Annotated in this window: 22 protein-coding genes; 11 read left to right on the forward strand and 11 right to left on the reverse strand. The window is 56.2% G+C overall.

Going from position 1 to position 25,552, the window contains the following annotated elements:
• The first annotated feature begins 231 nt into the window (after window positions 1-231).
• Window positions 232-1,110, forward strand: coding sequence for a glycosyltransferase family 2 protein (locus GVL52_RS09765; RefSeq protein WP_160006285.1), 879 nt, complete (start codon window positions 232-234; stop codon window positions 1,108-1,110).
• 224 nt (window positions 1,111-1,334) lie between these two features.
• Here GVL52_RS09765 and GVL52_RS09770 read toward each other — a convergent pair whose 3' ends face one another.
• From GVL52_RS09770 to GVL52_RS09780, 3 genes are all read right to left on the reverse strand, one after another.
• Window positions 1,335-2,378: a hypothetical protein gene (locus tag GVL52_RS09770; protein ID WP_160006288.1), complete on the reverse strand. Its 1,044-nt coding sequence runs from the start codon at window positions 2,376-2,378 to the stop codon at window positions 1,335-1,337.
• A gap of 237 nt (window positions 2,379-2,615) precedes the next feature.
• Window positions 2,616-3,572, reverse strand: coding sequence for an NAD(P)-dependent oxidoreductase (locus GVL52_RS09775; protein ID WP_160006290.1), 957 nt, complete (start codon window positions 3,570-3,572; stop codon window positions 2,616-2,618).
• A 350-nt stretch (window positions 3,573-3,922) separates the two neighbouring features.
• A complete protein-coding gene (locus GVL52_RS09780; RefSeq protein WP_160006292.1) occupies window positions 3,923-4,105 on the reverse strand; it encodes a hypothetical protein in 183 nt (60 codons plus the stop codon).
• Between the two features lie 480 nt (window positions 4,106-4,585).
• Between GVL52_RS09780 and GVL52_RS09785 the strand changes: the two genes are divergently transcribed.
• From GVL52_RS09785 to GVL52_RS09805, 5 genes are read left to right on the forward strand one after another with little or no spacing between them, the layout of a single operon-like run.
• Complete coding sequence (locus tag GVL52_RS09785; protein WP_160006294.1) at window positions 4,586-5,653, forward strand: NAD(P)-dependent oxidoreductase; 1,068 nt, start codon at window positions 4,586-4,588, stop codon at window positions 5,651-5,653.
• Between the two features lie 20 nt (window positions 5,654-5,673).
• Window positions 5,674-6,453, forward strand: coding sequence for a glucose-1-phosphate cytidylyltransferase (gene rfbF / locus GVL52_RS09790; protein WP_160006296.1), 780 nt, complete (start codon window positions 5,674-5,676; stop codon window positions 6,451-6,453).
• A 38-nt stretch (window positions 6,454-6,491) separates the two neighbouring features.
• Complete coding sequence (locus GVL52_RS09795) at window positions 6,492-7,838, forward strand: NAD(P)H-dependent oxidoreductase (RefSeq protein WP_160006298.1); 1,347 nt, start codon at window positions 6,492-6,494, stop codon at window positions 7,836-7,838.
• 12 nt (window positions 7,839-7,850) lie between these two features.
• Window positions 7,851-8,399 carry a dTDP-4-dehydrorhamnose 3,5-epimerase gene (gene rfbC, locus GVL52_RS09800; protein WP_160006300.1) on the forward strand — a complete coding sequence of 183 codons (549 nt, stop codon included), beginning with the start codon at window positions 7,851-7,853 and terminating at the stop codon, window positions 8,397-8,399.
• A gap of 22 nt (window positions 8,400-8,421) precedes the next feature.
• Complete coding sequence (locus GVL52_RS09805; RefSeq protein WP_160006302.1) at window positions 8,422-9,453, forward strand: glycosyltransferase family 2 protein; 1,032 nt, start codon at window positions 8,422-8,424, stop codon at window positions 9,451-9,453.
• Window positions 9,454-9,741: 288 nt separating this feature from the next.
• On the opposite strand, the gene GVL52_RS09810 is transcribed toward GVL52_RS09805, so the two are convergent.
• The 4 genes from GVL52_RS09810 to GVL52_RS09825 all read right to left on the reverse strand — a co-directional run bounded on the left by GVL52_RS09810 (window position 9,742) and on the right by GVL52_RS09825 (window position 15,439).
• Window positions 9,742-10,824: a glycosyltransferase family 1 protein gene (locus tag GVL52_RS09810; RefSeq protein WP_160006304.1), complete on the reverse strand. Its 1,083-nt coding sequence runs from the start codon at window positions 10,822-10,824 to the stop codon at window positions 9,742-9,744.
• A gap of 111 nt (window positions 10,825-10,935) precedes the next feature.
• Window positions 10,936-12,393 (reverse strand): oligosaccharide flippase family protein, encoded by a 1,458-nt coding sequence (locus GVL52_RS09815; protein ID WP_160006306.1) that lies wholly within the window; start codon window positions 12,391-12,393, stop codon window positions 10,936-10,938.
• 405 nt (window positions 12,394-12,798) lie between these two features.
• A complete protein-coding gene (locus GVL52_RS09820; protein ID WP_160006308.1) occupies window positions 12,799-13,941 on the reverse strand; it encodes an NAD(P)/FAD-dependent oxidoreductase in 1,143 nt (380 codons plus the stop codon).
• 70 nt (window positions 13,942-14,011) lie between these two features.
• Complete coding sequence (locus GVL52_RS09825; protein WP_160006310.1) at window positions 14,012-15,439, reverse strand: mannose-1-phosphate guanylyltransferase/mannose-6-phosphate isomerase; 1,428 nt, start codon at window positions 15,437-15,439, stop codon at window positions 14,012-14,014.
• 682 nt (window positions 15,440-16,121) lie between these two features.
• On the opposite strand from GVL52_RS09825, the gene GVL52_RS09830 reads away from it, so the two are divergent.
• The 3 genes from GVL52_RS09830 to GVL52_RS09840 all read left to right on the forward strand — a co-directional run bounded on the left by GVL52_RS09830 (window position 16,122) and on the right by GVL52_RS09840 (window position 19,169).
• Entirely contained in the window at window positions 16,122-16,859 is a 738-nt protein-coding gene (locus tag GVL52_RS09830; protein ID WP_306440358.1) for a sugar transferase, read from the forward strand.
• 250 nt (window positions 16,860-17,109) lie between these two features.
• Window positions 17,110-17,682 carry a hypothetical protein gene (locus tag GVL52_RS09835; protein ID WP_160006312.1) on the forward strand — a complete coding sequence of 191 codons (573 nt, stop codon included), beginning with the start codon at window positions 17,110-17,112 and terminating at the stop codon, window positions 17,680-17,682.
• Window positions 17,683-17,897: 215 nt separating this feature from the next.
• A complete protein-coding gene (locus GVL52_RS09840) occupies window positions 17,898-19,169 on the forward strand; it encodes a polysaccharide biosynthesis/export family protein (RefSeq protein WP_244619134.1) in 1,272 nt (423 codons plus the stop codon).
• Between the two features lie 186 nt (window positions 19,170-19,355).
• Here the strand turns inward: GVL52_RS09840 and GVL52_RS30840 are convergent, their stop codons facing one another.
• Both GVL52_RS30840 and GVL52_RS09850 read right to left on the reverse strand, forming a co-directional pair.
• Window positions 19,356-19,544: a hypothetical protein gene (locus GVL52_RS30840; RefSeq protein ID WP_160006314.1), complete on the reverse strand. Its 189-nt coding sequence runs from the start codon at window positions 19,542-19,544 to the stop codon at window positions 19,356-19,358.
• An 80-nt stretch (window positions 19,545-19,624) separates the two neighbouring features.
• Window positions 19,625-20,251, reverse strand: coding sequence for a TetR/AcrR family transcriptional regulator (locus tag GVL52_RS09850; protein WP_160006316.1), 627 nt, complete (start codon window positions 20,249-20,251; stop codon window positions 19,625-19,627).
• A gap of 130 nt (window positions 20,252-20,381) precedes the next feature.
• On the opposite strand from GVL52_RS09850, the gene GVL52_RS09855 reads away from it, so the two are divergent.
• Window positions 20,382-20,591 (forward strand): hypothetical protein, encoded by a 210-nt coding sequence (locus tag GVL52_RS09855; RefSeq protein WP_160006318.1) that lies wholly within the window; start codon window positions 20,382-20,384, stop codon window positions 20,589-20,591.
• A 145-nt stretch (window positions 20,592-20,736) separates the two neighbouring features.
• Here the strand turns inward: GVL52_RS09855 and GVL52_RS09860 are convergent, their stop codons facing one another.
• A complete protein-coding gene (locus tag GVL52_RS09860; protein ID WP_160006320.1) occupies window positions 20,737-22,683 on the reverse strand; it encodes a methyl-accepting chemotaxis protein in 1,947 nt (648 codons plus the stop codon).
• 473 nt (window positions 22,684-23,156) lie between these two features.
• On the opposite strand from GVL52_RS09860, the gene GVL52_RS09865 reads away from it, so the two are divergent.
• A complete protein-coding gene (locus tag GVL52_RS09865) occupies window positions 23,157-24,200 on the forward strand; it encodes an SMP-30/gluconolactonase/LRE family protein (RefSeq protein WP_160006322.1) in 1,044 nt (347 codons plus the stop codon).
• Between the two features lie 54 nt (window positions 24,201-24,254).
• Here GVL52_RS09865 and rhaI read toward each other — a convergent pair whose 3' ends face one another.
• A complete protein-coding gene (gene rhaI / locus GVL52_RS09870) occupies window positions 24,255-25,547 on the reverse strand; it encodes an L-rhamnose catabolism isomerase (RefSeq protein WP_160006324.1) in 1,293 nt (430 codons plus the stop codon).
• Window positions 25,548-25,552 lie beyond the last annotated feature (5 nt).

A 25,552-nucleotide genomic window follows, 5' to 3' on the forward strand; every position in this document is an offset into this window, starting at 1 on the left:
TTTAGTATTCTGCCATAACTTTTGAAAAGGCAAGGCTATTCTATCGAGATAAGCATCATGTAAGACAAATGTCCAACTGTATTGTCAATGATGTAAAATATTCGAATCTTTACTGGTAAACCTGTGGACACTTTGCGTTTTTTCTATCAATTTATCCAGGAAGTTGCTGCCGCAGACACGCCCGCCGGGCTTAAGTCTGTCTGTATAGCGTTAAGGCAAAGGAGAATATGGATGAAGATTGTTGTTGCATTCGCGACCTCGAACCGCCGCGACATCCTTACGAAAACCATCCTCGCAATGTCACGGCAAACGCGACTTCCCGATCAGATCTTCGTCAGTTCGGCGAAGCCGGAGGATGTTGATGAGGATGCTGTCGCAGCCGGTATCGTGCCTGTCACTGTGATGTTCGGTCCCGCCGGCCTTGCAGCGCAGCGCAACACGGCGCTTGCCGCGGCAGGCGATGCAGATCTCGTGATCTTCTTCGATGACGACTTTATCGCAGCGAATGATTTTGTCGCCCGTACCGAGACGTTGTTTGAGCGGTTGCCAAGAGTGGTCGTCGCGACCGGCAGTGTCGTTGCCGACGGCATCCTCGGCCCGGGATACAATTTTTCCGAGGGAGAGGAACTTCTGGCGCGCACGCCAACTGCCCTCACCCACGAAGTGAGCGAAGTGCACAACGCCTATGGATGCAACATGGTGGTGCGGATGGCACCGGTGCGCGAGCATGAATTGCGCTTCGACGAAAACCTGCCGCTCTACGGCTGGTGGGAGGATGTCGATTTTTCCCGCCAACTCGCCCGATTTGGTCAGGTCGTGCGTTCGTCGGCAATGAAGGGTGTGCATCTGGGGTTCAAGCGCTCCGGGCGCACGCCTGGGCGGCCGCTCGGCTATTCACAGGTTGCAAACAGGATCTATCTGGTTCGCAAGGGAACGGTTTCGAAAAGCCATGCCTGGAAGGGGATTATCCGAAATCTGTTGGCCAATCTCTTTCACATTGCAAAGCCCGAGCCCTGGGTCGATCGGCGGGGGCGGCTTGCCGGTAACACGCTTGCGCTTGTTGACCTCATCAAAGGCGATCTCGCGCCGGAAAGAATGCTGCAGTTGTAGCGCCAAACTGCCGCTCCGGCGCCGCTCTATGATGCCGTGAAAGCAATCATCCTTCGCCTCGAACCGGACAGGCATGCGCTGCGGGTTTGGGAGTCCATTCTGCCGTGTTTGTGTTGCGCAAGCAGATTGAATTGCGTCGCGGTCCCGGAACTCATTCCCGCTTTGAAAATTGGCAGCTAGCGATCTGCCGATGCTGCGGCGGATGAACGACGACCACGCGCTGTCTACACGCCGTAATGGAAAGTCAGCACGGATGTGGGAAATGCGGACACGTTCCACTGCTGTCGTGATCGAACCAGGCCGTCCCATGCCGGCGTTCCACGTTGCTGGTGATCATCTGGCCCCATCACGAAGTGACCACGGCCGTTGCTCTCGGTATAGCTGCGGCTGATCATCTCATGGAGCAAATAGGATGCCGCGTAGGGATGTTCCGGCTCTGCGGCTGCTTCCATATAAAAGTAGTTGCGACCGAAATTGATCCCAAGATATCGCGCAAGTGTGTGCGGGCCATGTGTCAGACCGACCAGAACATTATAGCGAAATGTCGCAAGCGTGCGGATCGTCGATCGAACAAGCAATGCTGCCAGTGAGCTTCTCACGCCCTTTCGGGCAAACAGACGATGGCGCAGAATCTGCAGCGGAAGAAGGCCTCTAAATACCGCGCGGCCTGTCTGCTCACGAAAGCCAAGCTTGTCATAGGCTTTCTCCGCCTTCTTGACGTTGCGGCGGGCATTCGTACTCACCGATTTATAATAGGTTTCAAAGTCGTCCCATCGGCTAAAGTCGATCGCCTGCACATCGACCAGGCGGCTACGAAGTTCAACGATGCCGGCAAGGCTCGCCGCTGCCTGTGCCCTGCAAGGAGCAATCGTCCACTCGGAGCCATACTGATAGAGGCCTGGCCCCAGGTGATCCAGCACCGCACGCATGCAGTCCGACCAGCATTCCTCGAATTCCGGCAAGAGCTGGATCGTATCGGAAAAAACAATCCGTTTGCGCCCGATACCAACAGCGCACTGACCGATTTTCACCTGACCTGGGCCAACCTGCAAAAACAGCTCAAGACGTTCGACCTTCGAGAAAACGTCATGCTCAAACTGCCACAGGTGAGTCCCCGCATATGAACACCTGAATGAGGCGTCGCACACTTTGGCGAAGTCATCCCAGCTCTCAGCCGACATAGTAGATTTACAAACGTTGACAATACGACGTTTGTTCACCTCCGCTGCGCCGTCGTCCGCTGTTTCAGGCACCTCATACTCAAACACAAACAAGCCCCCGTGTTGGTCAAGCAATTCACATCGTGATCACACATTAAAAATGCAATTTCTCGTCCATTAATGGAATTATAAACCATATCAGGAGTAGAAAGTAAATATTTCAAAGCAACATTTGAACGTATCTCGAGTTTCACATTGATGTGATCTGTTTTCCACTAAGGAACAAAAGAAATAAGGAGCCGTCTGGCCCCTTATTTGTAGAGTAAACCAAAGAATTAATATTCACTAAACAAAAGTCCCGCCTGTTTCCTTTTCCCATCGCGCCAATATCGGGTCCAGGGACGCTGGAAAGGTGAAGCTGTTGCCTTCAAGCCATTGCGGGTAGATGTTGGTCGAGCGAATGAGTTTCGTCACACGATCAGGGTGGATGCCTATATTGGCGACCCCTGCCGGTTTGAGCATTGCCGCCACGACTTTGACGACACCACCTGGAAGAAGAAACTCCTTCGTCTGCGGAAAGTAGTTCTTGATCAATGTTTTGACGATATCTTCGAGCGTAAACCGGTTGGGATAGGCAGCATTGAAGAGGACGAAGCCCTCCGGCCTGTGACACGCAAATTCGAGCGCATCAAGCAAATCCTCAACATAGATGCAGGCTTTGACCGTATCCTTGCGCCCCGGGTAAATGAAAATGCCTTTCCGCAACAGTTTTGCGAGGCGCGTAAAATTACCACCTTCGCCCGGGCCGAAGACAACAGCAGGACGCACGATCGTCAACTTCCGGCCTTGCTTCCGTCTCAACCAGTCGCCGTGCACATGCTCCGAAAGCAGCTTCGAGTAGCCATAGGCGGACGTCGGCGCAGGAATACTGTCTTCCGTCTTTATTTCCTCGCTCGGACCGTAGATCGATATCGAGCTGGTAAAGACGATTTCATCGACACCGCTACGCTCGGCAAGCTTCGTAACCTCAAGGGCGCCATTGACGTTGGTGTCGTAATACTCATGGTTGGGATGGCCGGGGGTCGTGTGCACCGCAGCCAAATTGTAGAAACGTGTAATTCGGCTATCCAGAACGAGGCCGGATAGATTCCGCACATCAGCGATACGATAATCGACAGCGTCCTGGCGCTCACGCGGCGGCTTCATATCAACAGATATGACATGATCGCCCTGCGCGATGAGCTTTCGCGTCAGGTGTGTCCCGATAAATCCAGATCCGCCGAAGACGACGTGTGTACGCATGACAAACCCCAGATCTCTATAGGTGTTACGGTCCCCCACGAGTAAGTGTGGGAAAAAATGCCGTTGATACTACGTGTCCAGAAGACATACGTGGTAAAAAACAAGTTAATACGTAGTTTAGAGAAATGAAAGCATATTCTAAATATTTTATATGCAGGAAAATCAGATTGATAGTATTTTTTGGAGATAAAGACGAATGCTGACAAAGCAACGGCCAAATATTTCTTGGTAAGAAAACTTGGGTCGGCTGAAAATAAGTTGGCTTTTATGCTTGAAATTGACGCGGCTTTACGGGCGGGGAGTCCGATTCCAGCGGCTGTCGGCCGCGGCGACGCGCTATTGGATTTCGGTCAGATATCGTCTTCGAGGTTCGGATAGACTTCCGGTCTGAACAGATCGACGCTTGCTTTGACAAGGCGGATCGGAAGGACAACGCATGCGGCAAGGGAGATGAGCGCACCACGGCGATTTGCGCCGGGAACAATTTTGCGCATATGCCCCTGTTTGCCGACGTCCATCTCTGGATCTTGCATCGCTTAATCCTTGCTGTCTGCCAAGTCAACCATAGGTTCGCACGCTGCGATGCAGCAATGGCCAATGCATTCTACGGTTAAGGAACCTTGAAAGGGAAAAAGCGACGCAAAAAGCGTCTGGACGCTGTCACGTTCAGCATATCCGCCGTTGTCATTGACGCGTCTTGAAAGCCGTGCGTCTGTAGGAAAATGTTACTATAATTACTGTTGACTTAAATATTCTGGTATGCACTATTATTAAGTATTAGAGGGGTTGATGTCGATATTGTCTTGGTAAAACCAAGAAAAGCGCAGCCTTATCCTTTAGATAAACATCAGAGCGGTTTCGGGAGTAGTTGCGTCATGACTGCTGTTGTTTCTCACCTGCTTGGCGCGCAGCGCTGCGAGGTTAGCTTCGCCTCCCGCCGGCTCCGATCGCGCCCCATGCGCACACCCTTCGCATCTCTTGTTTCAATCTGATCCAGCCGGAGCGTGATGACCATGAAAGTTTTGATTGTAGGCAATATGGGATATGTCGGCCCGGTCCTGTCACGATATCTACGGGCAGCGCGGCCGGACGCGACAATTCACGGTTTCGACAATGCTTATTTCGCTCATTGCCTGACAGGTGTGAAGGTATTGCCGGAGCGTAGCCTTGATGAGCAATTCTACGGCGACGTCCGAACGATCAGCAAGGACATGCTACGAGGCTACGATGCTGTGATCCAGTTGGCGGCCATCTCGAACGATCCGATGGGCAACCAGTTCGAGGCGGTGACCATGGATGTCAACCAGAACTCGGCTCTTACCGTTGCCGGCTATGCAGCCGAGGTCGGCGTGAAGCACTTCGTCTTCGCTTCCTCTTGCAGCGTCTACGGCATCGCTCAGGGAGGGCCGCGCAAGGAAAGCGATGCGCTCAATCCGATAACCGCCTATGCGAAGTCGAAGATCGGGACGGAACAGGGTCTGCAGGCACTCGACACCGAAATGGTCGTGACTTGCCTTCGATTTGCGACCGCCTGCGGGATGTCCGACAGGCTTCGCCTGGATCTCGTCTTGAATGACTATGTTGCCTGCGCCTTGACGACCGGAGAGATCACCGTCTTGTCGGACGGCACACCATGGCGCCCGCTTATCGACGTCGCCGATATGGCACGCGCGATGGACTGGGCGATCGACCGCAAGCCTGAAAATGGCGGGCGCTACCTGTCCGTAAACGCCGGTTCGAACAGCAGCAACTACCAGGTCAAGGATCTGGCGGAAGCAGTCGCGGCTGCGGTTCCCGGGACCCGAATTTCGATCAATTATGCAGCGCCGGTCGATAGCCGCTCCTATCAGGCGGACTTCACCCTTTACGAAAAGCTGGCACCCACGCATCAGCCGTTGGTCGATCTGAACCAATCCGTCCAAAACCTGATCGCCGGCCTCAAGCGGATGGATTTCAAGGATCAGGACTTCCGCAAATCCAATCTCATCCGGCTGGTCGTCTTGCAGGATCACATCAGCAGCGAGCGCCTGTCGCGCGATCTGGAATGGCAGCACGTTGAAACGTCAAAAGCAGCGCAATAGCGGCCGCAAAAGGTTGAGTTATGACGAAAGTTGCATTGCTGGCGGGCGGCTTCGGAACGCGATTGAGTGAAGAAACCTCAATTCGCCCAAAGCCGATGGCCGAGATTGGTGGCAGGCCTATCCTCTGGCATATCATGAAGATCTATAGCCACTATGGCTTCAATGACTTCGTGGTGTTGGGAGGCTATAAGGTCGATTACATCCGCGAATATTTCTTGAAGTATTTCTCAAGCATTACCGACTTTACAATCGACCTCTCGACGGGCAACGTCGAATGGCTCGAGGCGAAATCAGAGAGCTGGAAGGTGACCGTTCTCGATACGGGCGTCGATACCTTGACAGCTGGACGCATCAAACGGGCGCGCAAATACCTGTCCGACGGTACGTTCATGCTCACCTATGGAGACGGGGTCTCGAACGTCGATATCCAGTCCCTCATGCAATTTCATCGCGATCAAGGCAAGTGGTGCACACTGACCGCGGTAACGCAGCCTGGCCGTTTTGGTGCATTGAGGCTTTCCGAACAAGGAACACATGTCGAGGCATTCCGTGAAAAGGGCGCCACGGATGGCGGCATGATCAATGGCGGCTTTTTCGTCTGTGAGCCCAACGTCTTTGACGTCATCGATGGCGATCATCAGATGTGGGAAGATGAGCCGATGGGGCGCATGGTCGAGGTAGGTCAGGTCGCGAGCTTTCGCCATCCGGGCTACTGGGAAAGCATGGATACGCTCAGGGATAAGATGGCGCTCGAGAAGAAGTGGCAAACCGGCGCGCCATGGAAGGTCTGGCGCGACTGAACGCAGCGCGACTTCGGCCATAAGGAGAGGGTAGAAGCATGATTATCGTCGACAATGCCTTGAAAAGACGTGAGGCAGAAAACCGTCCGGTTCTGGTGGGCATGATTGGTGCTGGCGTCCAGGGCAAGGCGATCACCCGAACGATCGAGAATTCGACGCCCGGCATGCGCATGGCGGCGATTTCGAACCGCACGATCGAAAATGCGATCGCTGCCTTTTCCGAGATCGGCCTGAGCCCGGTCAGGTGCGAGACCCAGGCAGACGTCGATGCGGCAATTGCCTCTTCGACGCCGGTGGTGACGACCAACCCATCGCTGCTTGCCAACGCCAAGGAGCTCGACGCCATCATCGAGGCGACGGGGTCGATGGAATTTGCGGCATGCGCGGTGCTTGAAGCGATCGAATGCGGCAAGCATGTGGTGCAGGTCAATGCCGAGCTCGATGGCACGGTTGGCCCGATCCTGAAAGTGAAAGCGGACCAGAAGGGCGTGGTCTATACGGCCGGAGACGGCGACCAGCCTGGCGCGCAGATGAACCTCGTGCGTTTCGTAGAAGGAATCGGCTTGAAGGCGGTTCTCTGCGGCAACATGAAAGGTCTCTACGACCCATACCGCAATCCGACAACGCAGGCATCCTTCGCTGCAAAATGGGGTCTGCAACCGGCAATGGTCGCGTCGTTTGCGGATGGTACCAAGATCTCGTTCGAACAAGCGGTCATCGCCAATGGCACCGGCATGAAGGTGGCAAAGCGCGGCATGATCGGCCCGGATTTTTCCGGAGGCGATCCCTACAAGCCATTGGTGCCGCTTGAAGAGACGATCTCGGGTTTCAGCGAATATCTCGACAAGATCGGTGATGGGCCTGGTTATGTCGATTACGTGATGGGCGCCAGGCCGGGCCCCGGCATCTTCGTTATGGCAAAGCAGGTCGATGGTGACGAGCGCCAGGCGCACTTCCTGAATTACTACAAGATGGGGGCAGGGCCCTATTACTGCTTCTATACGCCCTATCATCTCTGCCACTTCGAGGTGCCGGGGTCGGTTGCGCGCGCCGTTCTCTTTGAGGATGCGACACTTACGCCAAAAGCGGGACCGAGTGTCGGCGTCATTGCGCTTGCAAAGAAAGACCTGCAGCCCGGTGACTCGATCGATGAACTGGGAGGCTATGAAGTTTATGGCATGCTTGAGAACATCGAGACGATCCGGGCCGAAAATCTGATCCCCATCGGTTTGGCGATTGGTGGCAAGGTGAATAAGCCGATCGCCAAGGATCAACCAATCACCTTCGCCGATGTTGACAGGCCGAAGGGCCGGATGATCGATGCGCTCTACGACGAGCAGGAGATGCTATTTGCGCCGCATGATGCAGCGCAAGCTGCCGAGTAGCGGTCGATAGCGATGATATTTCACGAGACCAAGCTTGCGGATGCGTTTCTGATCGACCTTGAACTGCGCGGTGACGAGCGCGGTTTCTTCGCCCGGTCGTTTTGCGAGGATGAGTTCGCGGCCAAGGGCCTGGTCTCACACTTCGTCCAGACCAATACGTCGAGGACATCGGAACGTGGTACTTTGCGCGGCCTGCACTATCAGCGCGCACCCTATGCCGAAGCCAAGCTGATGCGTTGCATCAAAGGTGCAATACTCGACATCATCGTCGATTTGCGAAGTCAGTCTGCGACCTATCTGCAGCATGGGATGTTTGAACTGTCTGCGGAAAATCGGCGACAGCTGTATGTACCGCCTGGCTTCGCACATGGATTTCTGACGCTGAGCGACGATGTCGAAGTCGTCTACCCGGTTTCGGCACGTTATGAGCCCTCGGCCGAGGGCGGCCTGCGATTTGACGATCCGTCTCTGGGCCTCGAACTGCCGATTGCCGTGACAACCGTGTCGGAGAAGGACAGATCTTGGCCGGCCTTCAATAAGCAAACTGCGCCGGTCTTTTAAATCAAATCAAAGAGGGATCGATATGAGCGCCGATATCGCAAAGGCAGACCCCAGCTCCATGCCGCTGGTCGCGATCGTGACACCTGTCTATAACGGCGGCCGCTATCTGCGGCAGACTATGGAAAGCGTTCAGGCCCAGACATATCCGAATGTCGTCCACGTGCTTTTGAACAACGCAAGCAGCGATGACTCGGCCGAGATCATTGAGAGTTTCAAGGGCGCCCGGGTTCCGGTCGTTTGCTTCGCCAACGAAAGCGTCCTTCCGTTGGCGGCCAACTGGAACAAGGCGTTCTCGCACGTTCCTGCCGCGGCCAAATATGCCAAGCTTTTGTGTGCCGACGATCTTGTGCGTCCCGATTGCATCGAAGCCTTCGTCACGCTTGCAGAAAGCGATCCCGATATCGAGGTCGTGATGTGTCAGGATATATTTGCCGACCTTGTCAGGCGTGCTCGCATGCCGGAAGGGACGTTCGTCCACGACGGGCGCAAGATCGTGCAATCGATGTTGCGTGGCAAAACATCCTGGCTCGCCTATCACCATTTCTTCGTGCGCATGCACGAGGACTTGCGCGACAATTTCATCGACAATTACTGGTCTCCCGATCCGCACGTGGTCATTCGCAGCGCCTTGAGGGGAAAGTTCGCCTACATTCCGGAACCGCTTGTCTACAATCGCGCCCACGAGGAAAGTGTGACGGGCAAGGAACTGAAGAAGAAGGGCATCCAGCGCGAACTCGTCCACATGCACGTACTGCATCACTTCGGGCATCAGGCATTCGACAATGACAGGGACTATCGCCACTCCCTGAACAAATGGCTCGGGCAGATGTGCCGGCTGACCGTACGCTGGCGTCTGACGGGCCAACGCGAGCGGGCCGACGAGATGCTGACGGCACTGCGCGCACAGGGCTACCGCTTCTCCCCAATTGACTATGTCCTGAACCTTGCCTGGTGGCCGGTGAACAGTGTGACATGGCGCCTGATCGAAACGCCTGTGGGGCCGCATATCGACGAGCCGACCTTCCTCGGCATGGGACACCCGATACACAGGTGAGCGTGCTCTCGAGGCTTGTGTTCATCTGTGATCTTTAGGTTCGTTGGCCGGCAGCAGCCGTCAGGCAGCCGGAGGCTTGCCTTGGTTGATAGATACCCACGCCGGGGCTGCCCCAGCGTTAACACCCTGAACTCTGTTGTGCCCCGCCTCAGCCAAGTCGCCGTGCCGGCTTGCGCCGGACGAACGCGTTTTCCACACCGTGTCACCGATATTGGAAATCAACACATCTGATCTTTCTTGAAAGTCGTCAGTTTGGCCACCGGAACTGCTGCACTCCTGCGCGCGCGATCAGGCGTCGCGGAGAATGATGTCGAGATAGGCTTTGGCGGATGTCTGCCACTGGAACCGGCTGGCAACCTCGAGGCCTGCTGCCGACAGCCGATGCCGCTCCTCATCGTCATGCCAGAGCGCCTGTATCTTCGTGGCCCAGTCATCGACGGAAAATGGATCTGCATAGATGGCCCCCGTGCCGCAATTTTCGGGCATCGCCCCCGCTTTTGCCGTCACGGTAGGGGTGCCGAGCCGCATCGCTTCCAAAGGCGGAAGTCCAAAACCCTCGGTCGTCGATGGAAAGAGAAACATGCGGGACTGTGCCATCAGGGAAATCAGGTCTTCATCAGAAACCCGACCCAGAAATTTGACGTTTGGCGGCACCACGATGCCCTTGTCATCGTACTGGGCCTTCCTGGATGAGCCAAATAGAACCAACGGATAATCGGCGGAAAGGCGCGAGAAGGCGTCAAGCAATGTTTTGACGTTCTTGTGTGCATAGATGTAGCTGTTTGCTAGCGCGTAGCCGCGTTGTTGGAGCCCATATTTCTCAAGGACCTCGGGATCGACCTTGAAGCGCAGGACATGATCGACGGCATTTGGGACGACATGGATGTCGCTTCGTGTGGTGACTTTGAAATTCAGGATCTCATCTTTGGCATAGTTCGACACAGTGACGATTGTCTTGTAGCGGCGTGACACACAGGTCGTAACCATGTTGTAGAGCACGAAGCTCTTTAGGCTGTGCGATTGCTTGGTGGAACGGAACTGGGCGTCATGGACCACCACGCAGCCATTCCTCTTGATAATCGGGGCCGTGCCGGTGAAGTTCAGGCAATAGGCGCCTTTTGTGTAAAGCGGCAAGTCGATCTGCTCCCAAAGAGGGCCACCGCTAAAGTGGCCGATTTCAGTGAGTTCGATGTTCTTGTAGCGGGCCTGAGCCGCCCCGCCCTTCGGAGTGACCACCTCGATCTTAATGTTCGAATATTCCGGCAAATCGAGAAGTTGATCGAACCCCGCGGTTATCTCGCGTCCGACGCGGGGCATGCCCTCAAGGGCTGCAAGTAAAAATTTCCCATTGATTATGATTTTCTTGCGCATTTACTCACAATCACAGGAGAAATGACAGTCTGATCTTGAGGTAAAGATTATACAAACCTAATGGAAAAGCAACGTGGCCAAAACCCCATTTCTTCAAAAGACGTAGTAGTTTTAATGAGTTGTAGCGGGCTGCGGCGGCTTACGCTGCACGACCAGGTCTGTGACCGCGGCCAAGTCGAGCCTTGATTGCCGGTAGTCCAGGACTAGAAGCGCTGCGCAATAGACCGGCAACGCGGCAAGGCCGCAAACAACAAGATGAACGAGCGTGGCGTGTTCGCCGACCAGGAACCAGAATACGGCACCGCATGCGGTACTGGCTGCAATCGGTGCGGCAATCATCCGGATGATGTCACGTCGCCTGACGCCGATCATCGGGTTTATGAAAATGAGCGTTGCCACAAAATAGAGGATATTTGCAGCAGCCAGACCAAGTGACATTCCGATAAGCCCAAAAGGCCAGGCTACAACAACAACTGCGACCCGAAACAGCATGACAAGCGCTAATCCTCCAACCACCAGCCGGCCGCGATCTCTTGCAAACAGTATCGCCGTCTGGAAGACGGCGAGGTTGCCGAACGGCGTTGCCAGGACCATGACCATGATCGACGGAATGGCGTTGATCCAGGCTTCGCCGAAGAGCAACGGCACGATCGAGGGCATCGCGAGTGCGAGGACGGCGGACGCTGGAAACACAAGAAGCGAGAAAATTCGGTGGGCGCGAATATAGTGTTCGCTAACCTCGGCAGGACCACGGTTGATTGCGACGTAATAGAGGTTGGCCCACAGCGGATTGCCAACCGCGTTGGCGGCGAAGAATCCGATCTGGTTGGCATAGCTGTAGCCGCCGAGCGACGCTGCCCCAAGCCGTCTTGAGACCTGTGCATTCTCAAACATCCTGGTCAGCAAATCCATCAGACGGGTGGCAAGAATCTGGCTGCCCATGCCGGTGTGGCCGAACAGGGAGCTAATGTCGAACTCCAGCCGCGGCCGAAACGGACTTGCGACGTTGAGAACGATCGCCCGCGTCGCATAGGTGACGACGTAGAGAGCAACCATTGACCAGACACCAAAGCCGTAAAGGGCGAGAGTAATTCCAGTTGCCGCGCCGATGATGTTGCCGAACAGGTCGGCAAGTGCGGTCGGGACGAGATTGCCCTGCCTCAGCAGCATGGCGTTGGGGATGACAGTCATCACGACCATGAGGAGTGTCAGGCTGAGCGGCAGCATGATATCGGGCAGTCGCGGCTGATTGGCAACCGAGGCGACCAAGAATGACACGCCCCATAAGCACGCCATCAATATGATTCCGGTCGCAAGGAGCCCCCAGAATGCGCTCGACCAGACGAGCGTTCCGTCGCCCTTTTCCTTCGCGAGACTGTCGCCGAGGCCGGCGTCCGACAGGAGCATCACGAAACTGATGATAGGCAGCGCGAGCGCGTAAAGTCCGAGTTCGCTCGGGCCCAGCAGATTGGCCATAAGCGGAAGGAGCACGGCTTGGATGGCGATGCGCGTCACGTTGGTGAACACGCCTGAGAACAAGTTCGCTGCCAGTCGTCTTGCGCTCGCCATGTGCTTATCCGTGCCGCAATGTCATTGGTCGATCAGCCTGGCAGTCCGGCGCGGAGAGGCAGTCCTGCGGGGAGAGATAGTGCATATCCGGACTATCGCAGCCGTTTTGACCGGCGCCACACCACGGGTTCAAGACGGCTTCCGGTTCGAAGAACATCAATGCTCGCGCCTTCCTTTGTGGCCTGAAACTCGCATAGAATTATCGTGCCGACAAGCAAGTACGCAGTATTATTTCCGGTTGCTCTGATAATATATTTATATTTTAATTTAGACTAAAAGCCGTCCTGGATCAGGTCGGAGATAATTCAATATATAGGTCGCTCCGTATCCGTTTCCGGTGGAGTCAACACGGCTCCCCCCTATAGCACGCGATAAAATTCCACAGACAATGTATCGCTCCTTTTGCTACTCCGCGGCATCAGTCAAACTTCCTGAAATGCCGAGCCGATCGACAACGAGGTCTGCCAGCGCCAGAGAACTCGTCAAACCCGGGCTTTCGATGCCGAACAGATTGACGAGCCCATCGACGCCGTGTTCGGCAGGTCCATCGATCCGAAAGTCCGGCTGCGGGATGGATGCATCGTGAAGCTTCGGTCGCATTCCCGAGTAAGCAGGTTCCAGCCTTCCCTCCTCGAGACCCGGCCAGTAAATCCGGATCGCCTCATAGAAGGCATGGGCGCGCGCCGGGTCAACCGCCAGATCGTCCTCGCGCTCCACCCATTCGACATCGGGCCCGAACCTGCAATTGCCGTCAAGATCAAGTGTCGCATGCACACCTAAGCCTGCGGCTTCAGGTAGTGGATAGATCAATCGGGAAAACGGTTGGCGCCCACCGCTGAGCGAGAAGTAGTTGCCCTTCGCATACCACTGCCGGGGCACCGCAACTTCGCTTAGGCCGGCCGTCGCTGCAGCCAATTTTGGCGCGCCATGGCCGGCGGCATTGATGACGTATCGCGCCGAAATTGTCGTTTCTGACGCATCTGCCGTCGTGACGACGATCGAGCCTGCCTGTGGTGTGAGCTGCAGGACGCGCGTGTTGAGAACCACGGAACCACCGGCATTCAACAGGTCGGCCTCCAGAGCCTGCATGAAGCCATGACTGTCAATGATCCCTGTCTCGGCGGAGAGGAAACCACTGACGCATTTCACTTCCGGCTCGACTGCGTTGATCTCTTCCTTGGTTTGCCAGGATAACCCTTCAACGCCGTTCGCAATGGCGTTTTCGTAGATCGTCTTCAGCTTGGGAAGCTGATCCTGCGATGTCGCCAGCATCAGCTTCCCGCATTTTTTGAAGGGCACATTGCGCAAGGCACAATAGCGATAAAGCATCCGCCTGCCGCTTACGCAGGCCTTGGCCCTAATCGACCCGGTCGGGTAGTAGAGCCCGGCATGAATGACCTCGGAGTTGCGCGACGAGGTCTCCATGCCGATCGCCGCGTTCTTTTCGAGAACGAAGGTCTCGAGACCGGCAAGTGCCAAGCGCCTCGCAATGGCAAGGCCGACCACACCGCCGCCAATCACAATGCAATCGACATGATAATCACTCATGTGGATAACCTCACTTGCTGGTCTTTCGATCACTGGCCGAGAGCAACGCCGGGCCGATGCTCTGTTGCGGCTATTGACGGCCGAATTCGTCGACAAGGCGGATGATATCGTCTTCGCCGAGGTAGGATCCGGTCTGGACCTCGATCAGTTCCAGCAAAATCTTGCCGGGATTTGCCAAGCGATGAACCTCGCCCAGCGGAATATAGATGGATTCGTTTTCTCGCAGCATCTTGATGTCGTCACCAACGGTCACCTCGGCCGTTCCCTTGACGACAATCCAGTGCTCCGATCGGTGATGGTGCTTCTGTAAAGATAGCTTCTTTCCGGGCGTTACGAAAATCCGCTTCACCTGAAAGCGATCACCGTTGAAGATCGACGTATATCCGCCCCATGGGCGGTAGGATGTCGGGTGCGTTTCTGTCAATTTCGACGTGGCTGCCGCCTTGGCAAGCGTCTTGACGATGCTCCCTACGTTTTGACTGTCGCCCAGCCTGCCGACATAGACCGCATCCTCGCTGGCGATCACCGCCACGTCATCAAGTCCCTGCACGGCCAGGTGAATGCCGTGCGTCATGACGAGCGAGTTCTTCGTGTTGATAAGCGTCGTGTTCGCTGCCGCCAGATTTCCGTCACCATCTCGCTCGCCTGTCTTCCAGACGCTGTCCCAGCTGCCGAGATCCGACCACGCGAAGCGAGCAGGAACAACGGCGGCGATCGAAGTCTTTTCCATGATCGCGTAGTCGATGGAAATGTCCGGGCTTTTTGCAAAGCTCTCGGCGTCGAGCCGCATGAAGTCCAGGTCACGGAGCGACTTCTTCACGCCAGCCTCTGCCGCCTTCAGCACGTCGGGTGCCAGTCGGCTGTACTCCGAAAGCAGATTGCCGACGGGGAGCATGAAGATGCCGGAATTCCACGCGTAATTGCCGGAGGCAATCAGGTGTTCGGCGCGCTCGGCGGTCGGCTTTTCGACAAAGGCTTTGACGCGATGGGCCTTTGACGGCAGCCCCTCGCCAATCTCGATATAGCCATAGCCGGTCGCCGGTTCCGTCGGCTTGATGCCGAAGGTTACCAGAAAGCCATCGGCTGCAGCCGCCCTGGCCGTTTCTATGGCGTCGAAGTAGCGCTCGTCGGCCGTGATTTCGTGGTCCGAAGCCAGGACCTGCATGATTGCATCTTTGCCGTAGCGCTCTGCGATCAGGCACGCAGCGGCGGCAATCGCCGGCGCGGTATTGCGGGCAACCGGCTCAAGCAACACGGCGGAAAGCTCGACACCCTTTTCGCGGGCCTGTTCGGCAACGAGGAAGCGGAAATCTTCATTGGTCACAACCACCGGCGGCTCGAACATCGACCGGTCCGAAAGCCGAGATAGCGTTAGCTGAAAGAGCGTCTGATCGCCGAGAAAGCGGATAAACTGTTTGGGCGCCGATGAGCGCGACAGGGGCCACAGCCGGGTCCCTTTTCCTCCTGCCATGATCACGGGTACGATTTTTACAGACATTATGATCCTCTGTCAGGTGTTTGGTGATGGATGGATGCGCTGCTGTGGCGCCGCGATCCGTTGTCCCGGCCGTCCGGAGTGATTTCGATGCTCTGGTGCTGCCAACTGGTTTCCGCCAGCGATTTTGCTGAGCAAGCGTGACCCAAGCGACCTGCTTGGTTCCAAAGTCATGGATGTCGTCCAATACGCGCACGACAATCCAGAAGAGCAGACTCCTTTACTAGGGAATACTATCGAAGTTCATTTAGTCTTCTGAATGTTCAGGTTATGCAAGTATTTCCACGACATCAAGGAATATTTTTCGTCAATATTGCCGGGCTTCTGCGCTGCTCGGCCAGTAGGTCTTGGCTATGGACTTGAGGCGCGACATCGACGGTTTCCGCGCTGTCGATTCGAAGCAGAATTCAAAAATGTGATTGGAACTCATAAATAAATCCCCTCAGGCGTTTTTCGCGGTTAATACTTAAGAGGTAGGTCCGGACCCTCACAAGGTACGCAGTAAAAACAGCGTGATTGCCGACATTATTATGGAAAAATGAACAAAAACGATGGTTTTTAGCCGAATTCTGAGATTTTACACTCTGTAGTACGGATAATAACTTAGTTTAGTGATAATTTAATCATCATTTACTTTGAGATATAAGATGAATATGGTTTTCTCATCATCGAATGGGGATAATCAATGGGAATCGCACGCCGCGCTGATGATGTTGCAGTGCCGATAAGGCACGAACTCAGTATGACGCCGAGGCATGGGTTGCCGGGCACGCCATATGTGCTCCCGCAGAATGTGGAGCGGTTCGCGCCGCGGCATCCTCTACAGTTGTCGGTTAAAAGGGCGATCGATATTGTCGTATCGGCCGGGGCGTTGCTTGTGCTGATGCCAGTACTTGTCATCATCGCGGCGCTGATCAAGATTGATAGTCCTGGCCCGGTGTTTTTCCGGCAGCTGCGTTGGGGCCTGAACGGTCGTAAGATCGAGGTCTTGAAGTTCCGCTCGATGCGCATCGAAAACTGCGATCTCAGCGGCGTAGCGCAGACGGTCGAAAACGATCCGCGACTGACCCGTATTGGTTTCTTCCTGCGCAAGACAAATATTGACGAACTGCCGCAGCTTCTGAACGTGCTGCGTGCCGACATGTCGTTGGTTGGTCCTCGCTGCCACGCCGTCAACATGCTGGCTGCAGGCCGACTTTATGAAGAACTTGTTCCGGAATATCACCGCCGACATGCCGTTCGGCCTGGGATTACTGGCCTGGCACAGCTGCGCGGTCTGCGCGGGCCAACTGTTCGCCCAAGCAAGGCGCGGGCACGAATACTCTGCGATCTTCATTATATAGACCACTATAGTCTCTGGCTGGACATCAGGATCATCTTCGGCACCGTGCTGAACGAGCTTCGCGGCGGCAGCGGCTTCTAACAGCCTCACTTCCGGCACCTGCAATCACTATCGACGATCAGTCATCAGGCGGCGCCGCTGTGCGGTTGCCGCCTTATTGTTGCCGTTCGAGCGGGCATAAAGCTTCCAGCGAAAATCGTTGTGACTTTGACGGCACATTTACCGCCTTCAGTAACAATTAATGGTATCAAGACAGAATAAGCTGCCGTGGTCCTCACCGGAGGCAGATGGCAACACTGTTCATTTCCAGGTATCTGGCGGGCTGTTTGACATGAATTCGCGCAACAATAGTGATCTTTTGACGCATTTGGTACGTGGGCATAATGCCTCCCGTATGCGGGGTTACAAGACATCAGCGCTTTTGGCGGAGCTGGATGTCGTTGTTCGCGCTCAGACCGATATTGGCGGGCGCGCAGACGCGGACACCGCGGCTTGGCTGATCAGCGGCTATCGCCGGCTTGATGAGCAAGCGGCATTGCCGAACCAGCACTGGGATCGCGCCTTCACCGGTACCGACGACCTGTTTCTTTGCCTGCATGCCTGCCGTAATCTCTTCGCTGCAGCTCAAAATGAGCTGGAATCCGCGCGCGACGTTGAACGCGAGATCTACGCGCAATATTTTGAAGCGAGATGCAATGGCGACTTTCGCCGGCGTCACTATGCGGCATTGCGCAAGCTCCTGGCCCGTCGTCAGTGGAAAAGCGATGCAACGAAGCTCGAAGCGCTCGCCCTCATCTTTTCGACGAACACAGACGCACTGCTCTTGGGTCACTCAAATCTGATCCACCCCAAGTTGCGCATAGCTGCAACTGCGGCCATCTATCATGCGATCGAAACGGCCTGACGCCGTTCTCTGCAGTCATTGCCGAATGCAGAAGAAATATATTATAAGTATATAAGTAAAAAAATTTAACTGCAGATAATCGTTGCTATAGAGCGATTTATGCATTGCAAATATTGTGCTTTAATTCAAAATGACAACTAAGGTGCAGGTCAGGCTGTTTGCGTGATGCGGATACATCATGTAAAGCTGGTTTGTAGTGATGTATAAGTTCATCGTTGTTTGTCTGGAGTTCGGAAGTGGAAGATAATATTTTGATCGGCCGCGGTATGTTTCGAAAACTGGCAATTGTTACATGTTTGTTATTTGGCGTGACCTGTGCTCCGGTTCATGCCGCCGAGGATTACGTGCTCGGCGTCGCTGATAAAGTGCAGATAAGAGTGGCGGAGTGGCAAACAACCGAAGGTACCATTCGGGACTGGTCATCGCTAACTGGTGTCTACACCGTTGGCCCATCGGGAACACTGGCCTTGCCATTCTTGGGTGAGATGCCGGCCGCGGGCCGCCCCACCAGCGCCATTGGCGAGGATATCGGCAGCGGCCTCGAAGTGCTGTTTGGCCTGAAAAACCGTCCGTCAGCATCGGTAGAGATTGCGACATTCCGACCGATTTTCGTATCGGGCGATGTCGAGAAGCCTGGCGAGTATCCATTCACCCCGAAGCTGACGCTTTCGAAGGCGGTGACGCTTGCTGGTGGCTTGAGGCGCGCCGATGGCCGGTTTGCAAGAGATGTCATCTCAGCGAAGGGTGAACTTTCCGTCGATTTGGCAAGGAAGGGACGACTGCTTGCTCGCAGGGCGCGTGTCCAGTCGGAGATCGCTGGCAAGGATGTGATCGATACTCCAAAAGAGCTCAAGGACTTTCCGGACGTCCAAGAATTGATGACCAGCGAAACGACGCTGATGGATTCCAGAAAGAAGCGACTGGGGCTGCAACTTCAGGCGCTTGCGGACCTGAAGAAACTGCTCGGGAGCGAAATCGTCTCGCTTGCGAAGAAGACGGAAACCCAGACGCGTCAGCTTGAATTGGCAAAGGAAGATCTGGACAAGGTCGATGATCTGGCAGAGCGCGGGCTGGTGCTTCGAGATCGCAAGCTGGCGGCCGAACAGCGCACTGCCGACATCGAGGCGACGCTGCTCGACATCGATACGGCGTCACTCAGAGCAAAGCAGGACATAAGCCGCGCCGACCAGAGCGAAATCACGCTGCGCAACGACTGGAGCGCGCAACTGGCGCAGGAACTTCAGGAGACCCAGGACGAGACGGAGAGGGTCAATCTCCAGATGTCCACGAGCAAGGGACTGATTACCGAGGCTCTCGATCAATCCGTCGATGCATCACGCTACGACACCAATATCCAGGAAGCCAATCTTAGGCGGTCGATCGTCAGAGAGGTGAACGGCGCATTCAAGGAAATCCAGGCAGAGGAAAACACCATCCTCGAGCCAGGAGACCAGGTGAAGGTGACGGCTGAGATTGTCGCGCAGTAACTCGTGGCTGCGCTATCCTTTTCGCTGCCTATGACTGGTGTGCGACTGTCGATGTTGTTAGACTGGCGAAGAAGACGGCGTCTCCCTCGTTTACAGCAGCCGTGAAACCGTAGCTCTGAGATTATCGTTGATGAGCCGCTGAGAACACACCGAACGGCGATGCCCGGAGCGTGTTACGTTTGCCGTCTATTGGGCTCGGGAATGTTCCAGTGTCTCAATCTCGAAGGAGATCTCATCGATCCGCGAACGCAGGTCGAGATCCGTTCCGTCGTTAATGTCTTCATCGCCGAAGCAGTTGCGCGCGTCATAGAGTTCGAGCTTGGCTTCAAGCTCTGCCCGCTTGGCATACAGGCGATGGAGATAGATGTAATTCATCTTCCTGCTTCAACCGTGTTTCCACATCTGGTTGAAAACGAACACAACCGCGCAAAGTTCCAAGCCGCCGAAACTGCCGCTCAGGCGAACGCCGCAATTGCGGCATTGCAGGCCTTGGAGAAATGACCGCAACAGTTGTCGTTGCCCATCGATTGGCGGGTAACGCGGGCGCCCTCAAGCAACAGGGTCAGCGTGTCGGCCAGCAACTGCGGTTCGCGCGCGCCGGCCGCAAGACAGAGAGCCTCCAGCCTGTCGCGTTGCTCCGCCTTGTGGCGCTCGATGACGCTATAGGCCGGATGACCTTCGCCCTTGAGTTCGATCGCAGCATTGGCGAGGTCGCAACCGCCGACTTGGTCGCCGCACAGGCTCTGGGTGCGCAGCTCGACCCAGGCGACCAACTGGCCACGGGCATCGCCGGGATGCGCTGCATCCAGTTCGCGCCAGATCGCTTCGGCCTTGTCGGAGGCGCGGCGCAACGTTTCGCACACCAGTTCATCCTTCGAGCCGAAGTGCCGATAGAGCGTCATCTTGTTGGTGAGCGCACCTTCGGCAATGGCATCGACGCCGATGCCGCGAATTCCGTGCTCGCGAAAGAGCTCCGCCGCAGTCGAGACAATTCGCTCCCGTGGAGGAATCTTTTCGTCTGTGTTCGCGGGCATGAGCGCGTTCGAAGTTTCTGATTTTTTTGAGGACAGTGTCCTTGACATCCGTGTGACCGATCGGTAACAAATGTATTGTTACTTACCGGTAACACCACTTTTTGCGGAAGTCAATGCCGACAGGGCAGTGCAGCCAAGGTGGAACACGGGCGACCGCCCACGAAAGGAGGACTGAGCCATGAGAAAGACCAGAGACGACCTGACGATATCCGAAGCCCTTCGCGACCCCCTGATCGCCATGGTGATGCGCGCCGATGGCGTAAAGCTTGAGGACTTCAAGCGACTTCTGGAGAATGCGGCCGTGAAGCGTGAGCAGCGCGCCAATCCGGTAAAGAAATTCATCAACGTCATTAAGAGCAATTCGGCTGCGACCTGCAGCTTTTGCTGACGCTTCGGGCTTTTCCCTGCCCCTCTCAGAGCCGTCGCTGACAAAGCGGCGGCTCTTTTCGTTTGAGCACTCGCGCCTCGAAGCGCTACGAAGACACATAGCAAAACGGGGCCGAAGCCGGCCCCGTCTGTGATCGTCAATGCGATCAGAATTCAGACCATTCCGGTTCCTGCTTGAGCGCAGCGTTGCCGCGGAAAGCGTTGCTCAATTTCTGACCCAGCTGGCGTGCCGGGGAAGCCACCGGTGCATGACTGCTGCCGGCGCTGGCCGTTCTGCCGGCACCTGGACGAGCCTGGCTTGGCATTGCCTCACCGCCGAGCTTGAACTGCGACATCAGATGCGAGAGCGCCGTTGCTTCATTGGCGAGGCTATGGCTGGCGGCCGTCGTTTCCTCGACCATGGCGGCGTTCTGCTGCGTGCCCTGGTCCATGCTGTTGACGGCGGTGTTGATTTCCTGAAGGCCGATCGACTGTTCGCGCGATGCTTCGGCAATCGCATGGACGTGCCGGTTGATCTCCTGCACTTCCGAAACGATGACGTCGAGCGCCTTGCCCGCCTCTCCGACCAGCGCCACGCCGGATTCGACCTGGGAGCCTGAGGCAGTAATCAGCGCCTTGATTTCCTTGGCTGCCTTGGCCGAGCGCTGTGCCAGTTCGCGCACTTCCTGTGCGACGACTGCAAAGCCCTTGCCTGCATCGCCTGCGCGCGCAGCTTCGACACCGGCATTCAATGCCAGAAGATTGGTCTGGAAGGCGATGTCATCGATCACGCCGATGATATTGCTGATCTCGTTCGACGACTGCTCGATCAGGTGCATGGCCTTGACAGCATTGCGAACGACCTCGCCTGACTTTTCGGCTCCCTCGCGGGTGCGAGCGACGAGCTGGCTTGCCTCGTTGGCGCGTTTCGCGGCGTCCTTCACCGTGGTTGTGATTTCTTCAAGGGCAGCCGCCGTCTCTTCGACCGAAGCAGCCTGCTGCTCCGTGCGCTTGGAGAGATCATCCGCCGATGCGCGGATCTCGTTCGATCCTGCACCGATCGCGCTTGCATTGGCGCCAACGGCCTGAAGAGCACCGTTCAGCTTGAGCACAGCAGAGTTGAAGTCCTGGCGCAGCGTGTCGAGATCGCCGGTAAACGGCATGTCGATGCGGCAGGCCAGATCGCCATCGGCGAGGTTGCCCAGCGCATGGCCGAGCGCCTGTACGGCAGTCTGAAGATTGGCGGCTTCGGCAGTCTTTTCCGCCTCGCGCTGCAGGCGGTCGGTCTCGCTCATCGAGCGCGCGGCTTCAGCCTGCTGCTCGATCCGCAACCGCTCCAGCGCGTTGGCGCGGAAGACGGCAACGGCAGAGGCCATCTGACCAATCTCGTCGCGGCGGTCCAGGCCGTCAATGTCGGCACGGGTCTCGCCCTCGGCCAGTGATGCCATCCGCTCGCGCAGCTTTGCCATCGGTGCCGTAATGCCCTTTTGGGCGATGGTCATTGCAAATGCGATCGCTGCAACGATGCCGACGATCAGGCCGACAATTGAACTGAGAATGGTAGCCGAAACGGATGCGGACAATTCGCGGCCGCCATTGTCGAGCAGGTCCGCCATCGCCTTGTTGTTTGCGCCAAACTTCGGCGACAGCGCGATGATTGCATCGTCAAGCTTTGCGGAGAGGTTCTGAACAGCCTCGGCGTTGTTTGCCGCGCGCGCTGCAATCAACTGATCGCCAATCGTCTTCAGGCCATCGGCGCCAGCAAGCAATTCGGCGATTGCGTCCTTGCGGCTGGCAACCAGATTGGGGATCTGCGACAGGCGATCGCGTGCGCCGGCGAACTCCGTGCCGAACCGCTTGGAGATATTGTCAAATGCAGGCGAACCGGGTTCCTGGGTCACGGCGCGGCTTAGCCAGGTCGTCGAGGTCCAGATACCGGCGGCGGCGCGTGCGCCGAGCGTTGCGGCTGCACTCTCGTTCTGAAGAAAACCGGTGTATGACTGGTTGGCCGAATGAAATTTGCTGGTGACGTACATCAAGCCGGCGAGTGAGATCAGGCCAAGCATTGCAATAGCAATGAGAAACTTGGTTTTTATCTTCAAATTTTTGAGCATAGCGCGCCTCTAGAATCGTTGCTCACGACAAACCGTGCTCGAATGAGCAAGACAGGTCGAGCAGATGGTGAAAATCAATTTTGAAATAAGGTGGAAAGACGCATCATGCGTGCAGCACAGAGGGGTCATCTCAACCTCGTGGTAGCAACCTAAGCGCTCGTTCTTAAAAAATTCTGACTTTGTTTCAACTGATGACTTTTTTCGTAAAAAGCGGGCTTATTGGCACGTTATGCTTACCTGGATTTCGATATATCCACTTATACATTATAATATAGAAAATTACGCAGGTTTAAGTATAAGTAATAACCGATCATTTTTCCCGAATAGATTTCATGAACTGGGTAGGTCAGCCTCGGTAGAAGCCATGGGCCCACACGCTGAGGTGGTTCTAAAAAGGGGCGTGGGCCAAAATTTTGGCCATGCCGGTGTTCATTGGGTTCATCTGAACCAAGATATATATTGAGGGATATAAAGTGGTCTACACACGCCGCAACGTTATAGCCATGTCTGGAGCCGCGCTGGCGAGCGCGGTATTGCCCAAGGTGGCATCCGCACAGTCTTTCGAATTCAAGCCAAACCAGCGTTATCCCGATCCAGCGATCGAAATCCTGGATCCGAGCTTTGCGAAGTACCGGCTGTTCAGCAGCTCGGTCGAGCAGATAGCAACCGGAAACCGCTGGCTGGAAGGCCCGGTTTGGTTCGGCGACGGACGTTATCTGCTGGTCAGCGACGTGCCGAACAACCGCATCATGCGTTACGACGAAGCGACCGGCACTTGGGGTGTCTTCCGCAGCCCATCCAACTTCTCGAACGGCAATGCCCGTGATCTGGAAGGCCGGCTGATCACATGCGAACACCTGACGCGTCGGGTGACCCGCACGGAGCATGACGGAGAGATCACCGTTCTGGCCGACAACTACAAAGGCAAGAAGCTGAACTCGCCGAACGATATCGTCTGCAAGTCCGACGGCTCGATCTGGTTCACCGATCCTCCCTTCGGCATCGCCGGCGAGTGGGAAGGCGAAAAGGCAACGCCGGAGCTGCCACATTCGGTTTATCGCATTGCGCCGGATGGCAAGCTCGGTCTCGTGACGGATGAACTCAATGGCCCGAACGGTCTTGCCTTCTCGCCAGACGAGAAGAAGTTCTACGTCGTCGAAGGTCGCGCGCAGCCGAACCGGGTGATCTGGAGCTACGATGTCGGCAAGGACGGTGTGACGCTCTCCAACAAGAAGGTTCTCGTCACCGCTGATGACAAGGGCGGGCTCGACGGCTTCAAGGTCGATGTCGATGGCAATCTGTGGTGCGGCTGGGGAAGCAGCGGCGCTGCCGACGCAAAGGCTGAACTGCTGGACGGCGTGAAGGTGTTCAACTCCGCAGGCAAGGCCATCGGCTTCATCCATCTGCCGGAGCGTTGCCCGAATCTCGTCTTCGGCGGCGCAAAGAAGAACCGTCTGTTCATGGCAAGCAGCCACTCTGTCTATGCGCTTTACGTGGAAACCCGCGGCGCCGTTTAATCGGCATTCGGGCCGCGGCCGATCCGGCGGCGGCCCGATGTTATTTGTTGAGCCTCAGACGATGCCGCCGCTGCCGCCGACGGATGCCGGGCGTTCGGCGGCCACCTTCTTGCGGTAGCCGCTGGCGCGATAGGTCGCGACGGGATCGATCGCGCCTCCGGAACGACGGCGAGCTTCGGCCAGGATCGGCTCGACATCGGCGCGGTAGGCGCGCTTCAGCGTTTCCGTTGCCATAAGCGCGTCATTGTCGTCCTGGAAGCCCGAAAGTGCCTTGCGATCGACGATCAGCGCCTGCGCATAGGCGCGGCGGATTTCGTTGGCGCTGTTGATCAGGCTTTCGATCGGGTCGGTGACATTGTGCGACTGGTCGATCATGTGGGCCGGGTTGAAGTCGTTGACGCCCCGCTGTTCGGCTTCCACCAGTTCGTTGAAGACAAGGAACAGACGGTAGGGGTCGATCGAGCCGGCGTCCAGATCGTCGTCGCCGTATTTCGAATCGTTGAAGTGGAAGCCGCCGAGCTTGCCGAACTGGATCAGGCGGGCAACGATCATCTCGATGTTGGTGTTCGGCGCATGGTGGCCGAGGTCGACGAGGCAATGGGCCTTGGGGCCGAGCGTCTGGGCGATCATGTAGTTGGTGCCCCAGTCCTGCACGACGGTCGAATAGAAGGCCGGCTCGTACATCTTGTGCTCGGAGAACAGTTTCCAGTCCTCAGGCAGCGCCTTGTAGATATCGGCCATCGAGGCGAGGTAGCGTTCAAAAGCGCGGGTGAAATTGCTCTGGCCGGGGAAATTCGAGCCGTCGCCGACCCAGACGGTCAGCGCCTTCGAGCCGATCGCCTTGCCGATCTCGATGCATTCGATGTTGTGCTCGACGGCCTGCGCGCGGGTGGCGGCATCGGTGTGGCTGAGCGAACCGTATTTGTAGGAATGCTTCTGGTCGGGTGCATCGGAGAAGGTGTTGGAGTTCATCGCGTCGAAGCCGAGGCCGAGCGAATTGCCCTTCGCCTTGAGTTCCTTCACGTCGGTCTTGTCCCACGGAATATGCAGCGAGACGTTCGGCGTTGCCCGTGTCAGCTCGTTGATGACGGAGCAGTCGTCGAGCTTGTCGAAGATCCCGCGCGGTTCGCCGGTGCCGGGGAAGCGGGCAAAGCGGGTGCCGCCGGTGCCGACGCCCCATGAGGGAACGGCGACGAAAAATTCCGACACGCGCCGGGTGATGGCTTCGATATCCACGCCGCGGCGGGAGAGATTGGCGCCGAGCGCTTCGTAATCGGATTTGAGCGCAGTTGCGCGCTTTTCATTTTCCTGCGCGATCAAATCCTGCGCAATTCTGCTGTCTGTCATCAATT

This window comes from Rhizobium sp. 18055, from assembly GCF_902706285.1.
Taxonomy (GTDB): Bacteria; Pseudomonadota; Alphaproteobacteria; order Rhizobiales; family Rhizobiaceae; genus Rhizobium.

Coding starts and splice junctions, on each gene's coding strand:
- GVL52_RS09765 (WP_160006285.1), top strand. CDS start 232: ATGAAGATTGTTGTTGCATTCGCGACCTCGAACCGCCGCGACATCCTT.
- GVL52_RS09775 (WP_160006290.1), bottom strand. CDS start 3,572: ATGCGTACACACGTCGTCTTCGGCGGATCTGGATTTATCGGGACACAC.
- GVL52_RS09780 (WP_160006292.1), bottom strand. CDS start 4,105: ATGCAAGATCCAGAGATGGACGTCGGCAAACAGGGGCATATGCGCAAA.
- GVL52_RS09785 (WP_160006294.1), top strand. CDS start 4,586: ATGAAAGTTTTGATTGTAGGCAATATGGGATATGTCGGCCCGGTCCTG.
- rfbF (WP_160006296.1), top strand. CDS start 5,674: ATGACGAAAGTTGCATTGCTGGCGGGCGGCTTCGGAACGCGATTGAGT.
- GVL52_RS09795 (WP_160006298.1), top strand. CDS start 6,492: ATGATTATCGTCGACAATGCCTTGAAAAGACGTGAGGCAGAAAACCGT.
- rfbC (WP_160006300.1), top strand. CDS start 7,851: ATGATATTTCACGAGACCAAGCTTGCGGATGCGTTTCTGATCGACCTT.
- GVL52_RS09805 (WP_160006302.1), top strand. CDS start 8,422: ATGAGCGCCGATATCGCAAAGGCAGACCCCAGCTCCATGCCGCTGGTC.
- GVL52_RS09810 (WP_160006304.1), bottom strand. CDS start 10,824: ATGCGCAAGAAAATCATAATCAATGGGAAATTTTTACTTGCAGCCCTT.
- GVL52_RS09815 (WP_160006306.1), bottom strand. CDS start 12,393: ATGGCGAGCGCAAGACGACTGGCAGCGAACTTGTTCTCAGGCGTGTTC.
- GVL52_RS09820 (WP_160006308.1), bottom strand. CDS start 13,941: ATGAGTGATTATCATGTCGATTGCATTGTGATTGGCGGCGGTGTGGTC.
- GVL52_RS09825 (WP_160006310.1), bottom strand. CDS start 15,439: ATGTCTGTAAAAATCGTACCCGTGATCATGGCAGGAGGAAAAGGGACC.
- GVL52_RS09830 (WP_306440358.1), top strand. CDS start 16,122: ATGGGAATCGCACGCCGCGCTGATGATGTTGCAGTGCCGATAAGGCAC.
- GVL52_RS09835 (WP_160006312.1), top strand. CDS start 17,110: ATGAATTCGCGCAACAATAGTGATCTTTTGACGCATTTGGTACGTGGG.
- GVL52_RS30840 (WP_160006314.1), bottom strand. CDS start 19,544: ATGAATTACATCTATCTCCATCGCCTGTATGCCAAGCGGGCAGAGCTT.
- GVL52_RS09850 (WP_160006316.1), bottom strand. CDS start 20,251: ATGTCAAGGACACTGTCCTCAAAAAAATCAGAAACTTCGAACGCGCTC.
- GVL52_RS09855 (WP_160006318.1), top strand. CDS start 20,382: ATGAGAAAGACCAGAGACGACCTGACGATATCCGAAGCCCTTCGCGAC.
- GVL52_RS09860 (WP_160006320.1), bottom strand. CDS start 22,683: ATGCTCAAAAATTTGAAGATAAAAACCAAGTTTCTCATTGCTATTGCA.
- rhaI (WP_160006324.1), bottom strand. CDS start 25,547: ATGACAGACAGCAGAATTGCGCAGGATTTGATCGCGCAGGAAAATGAA.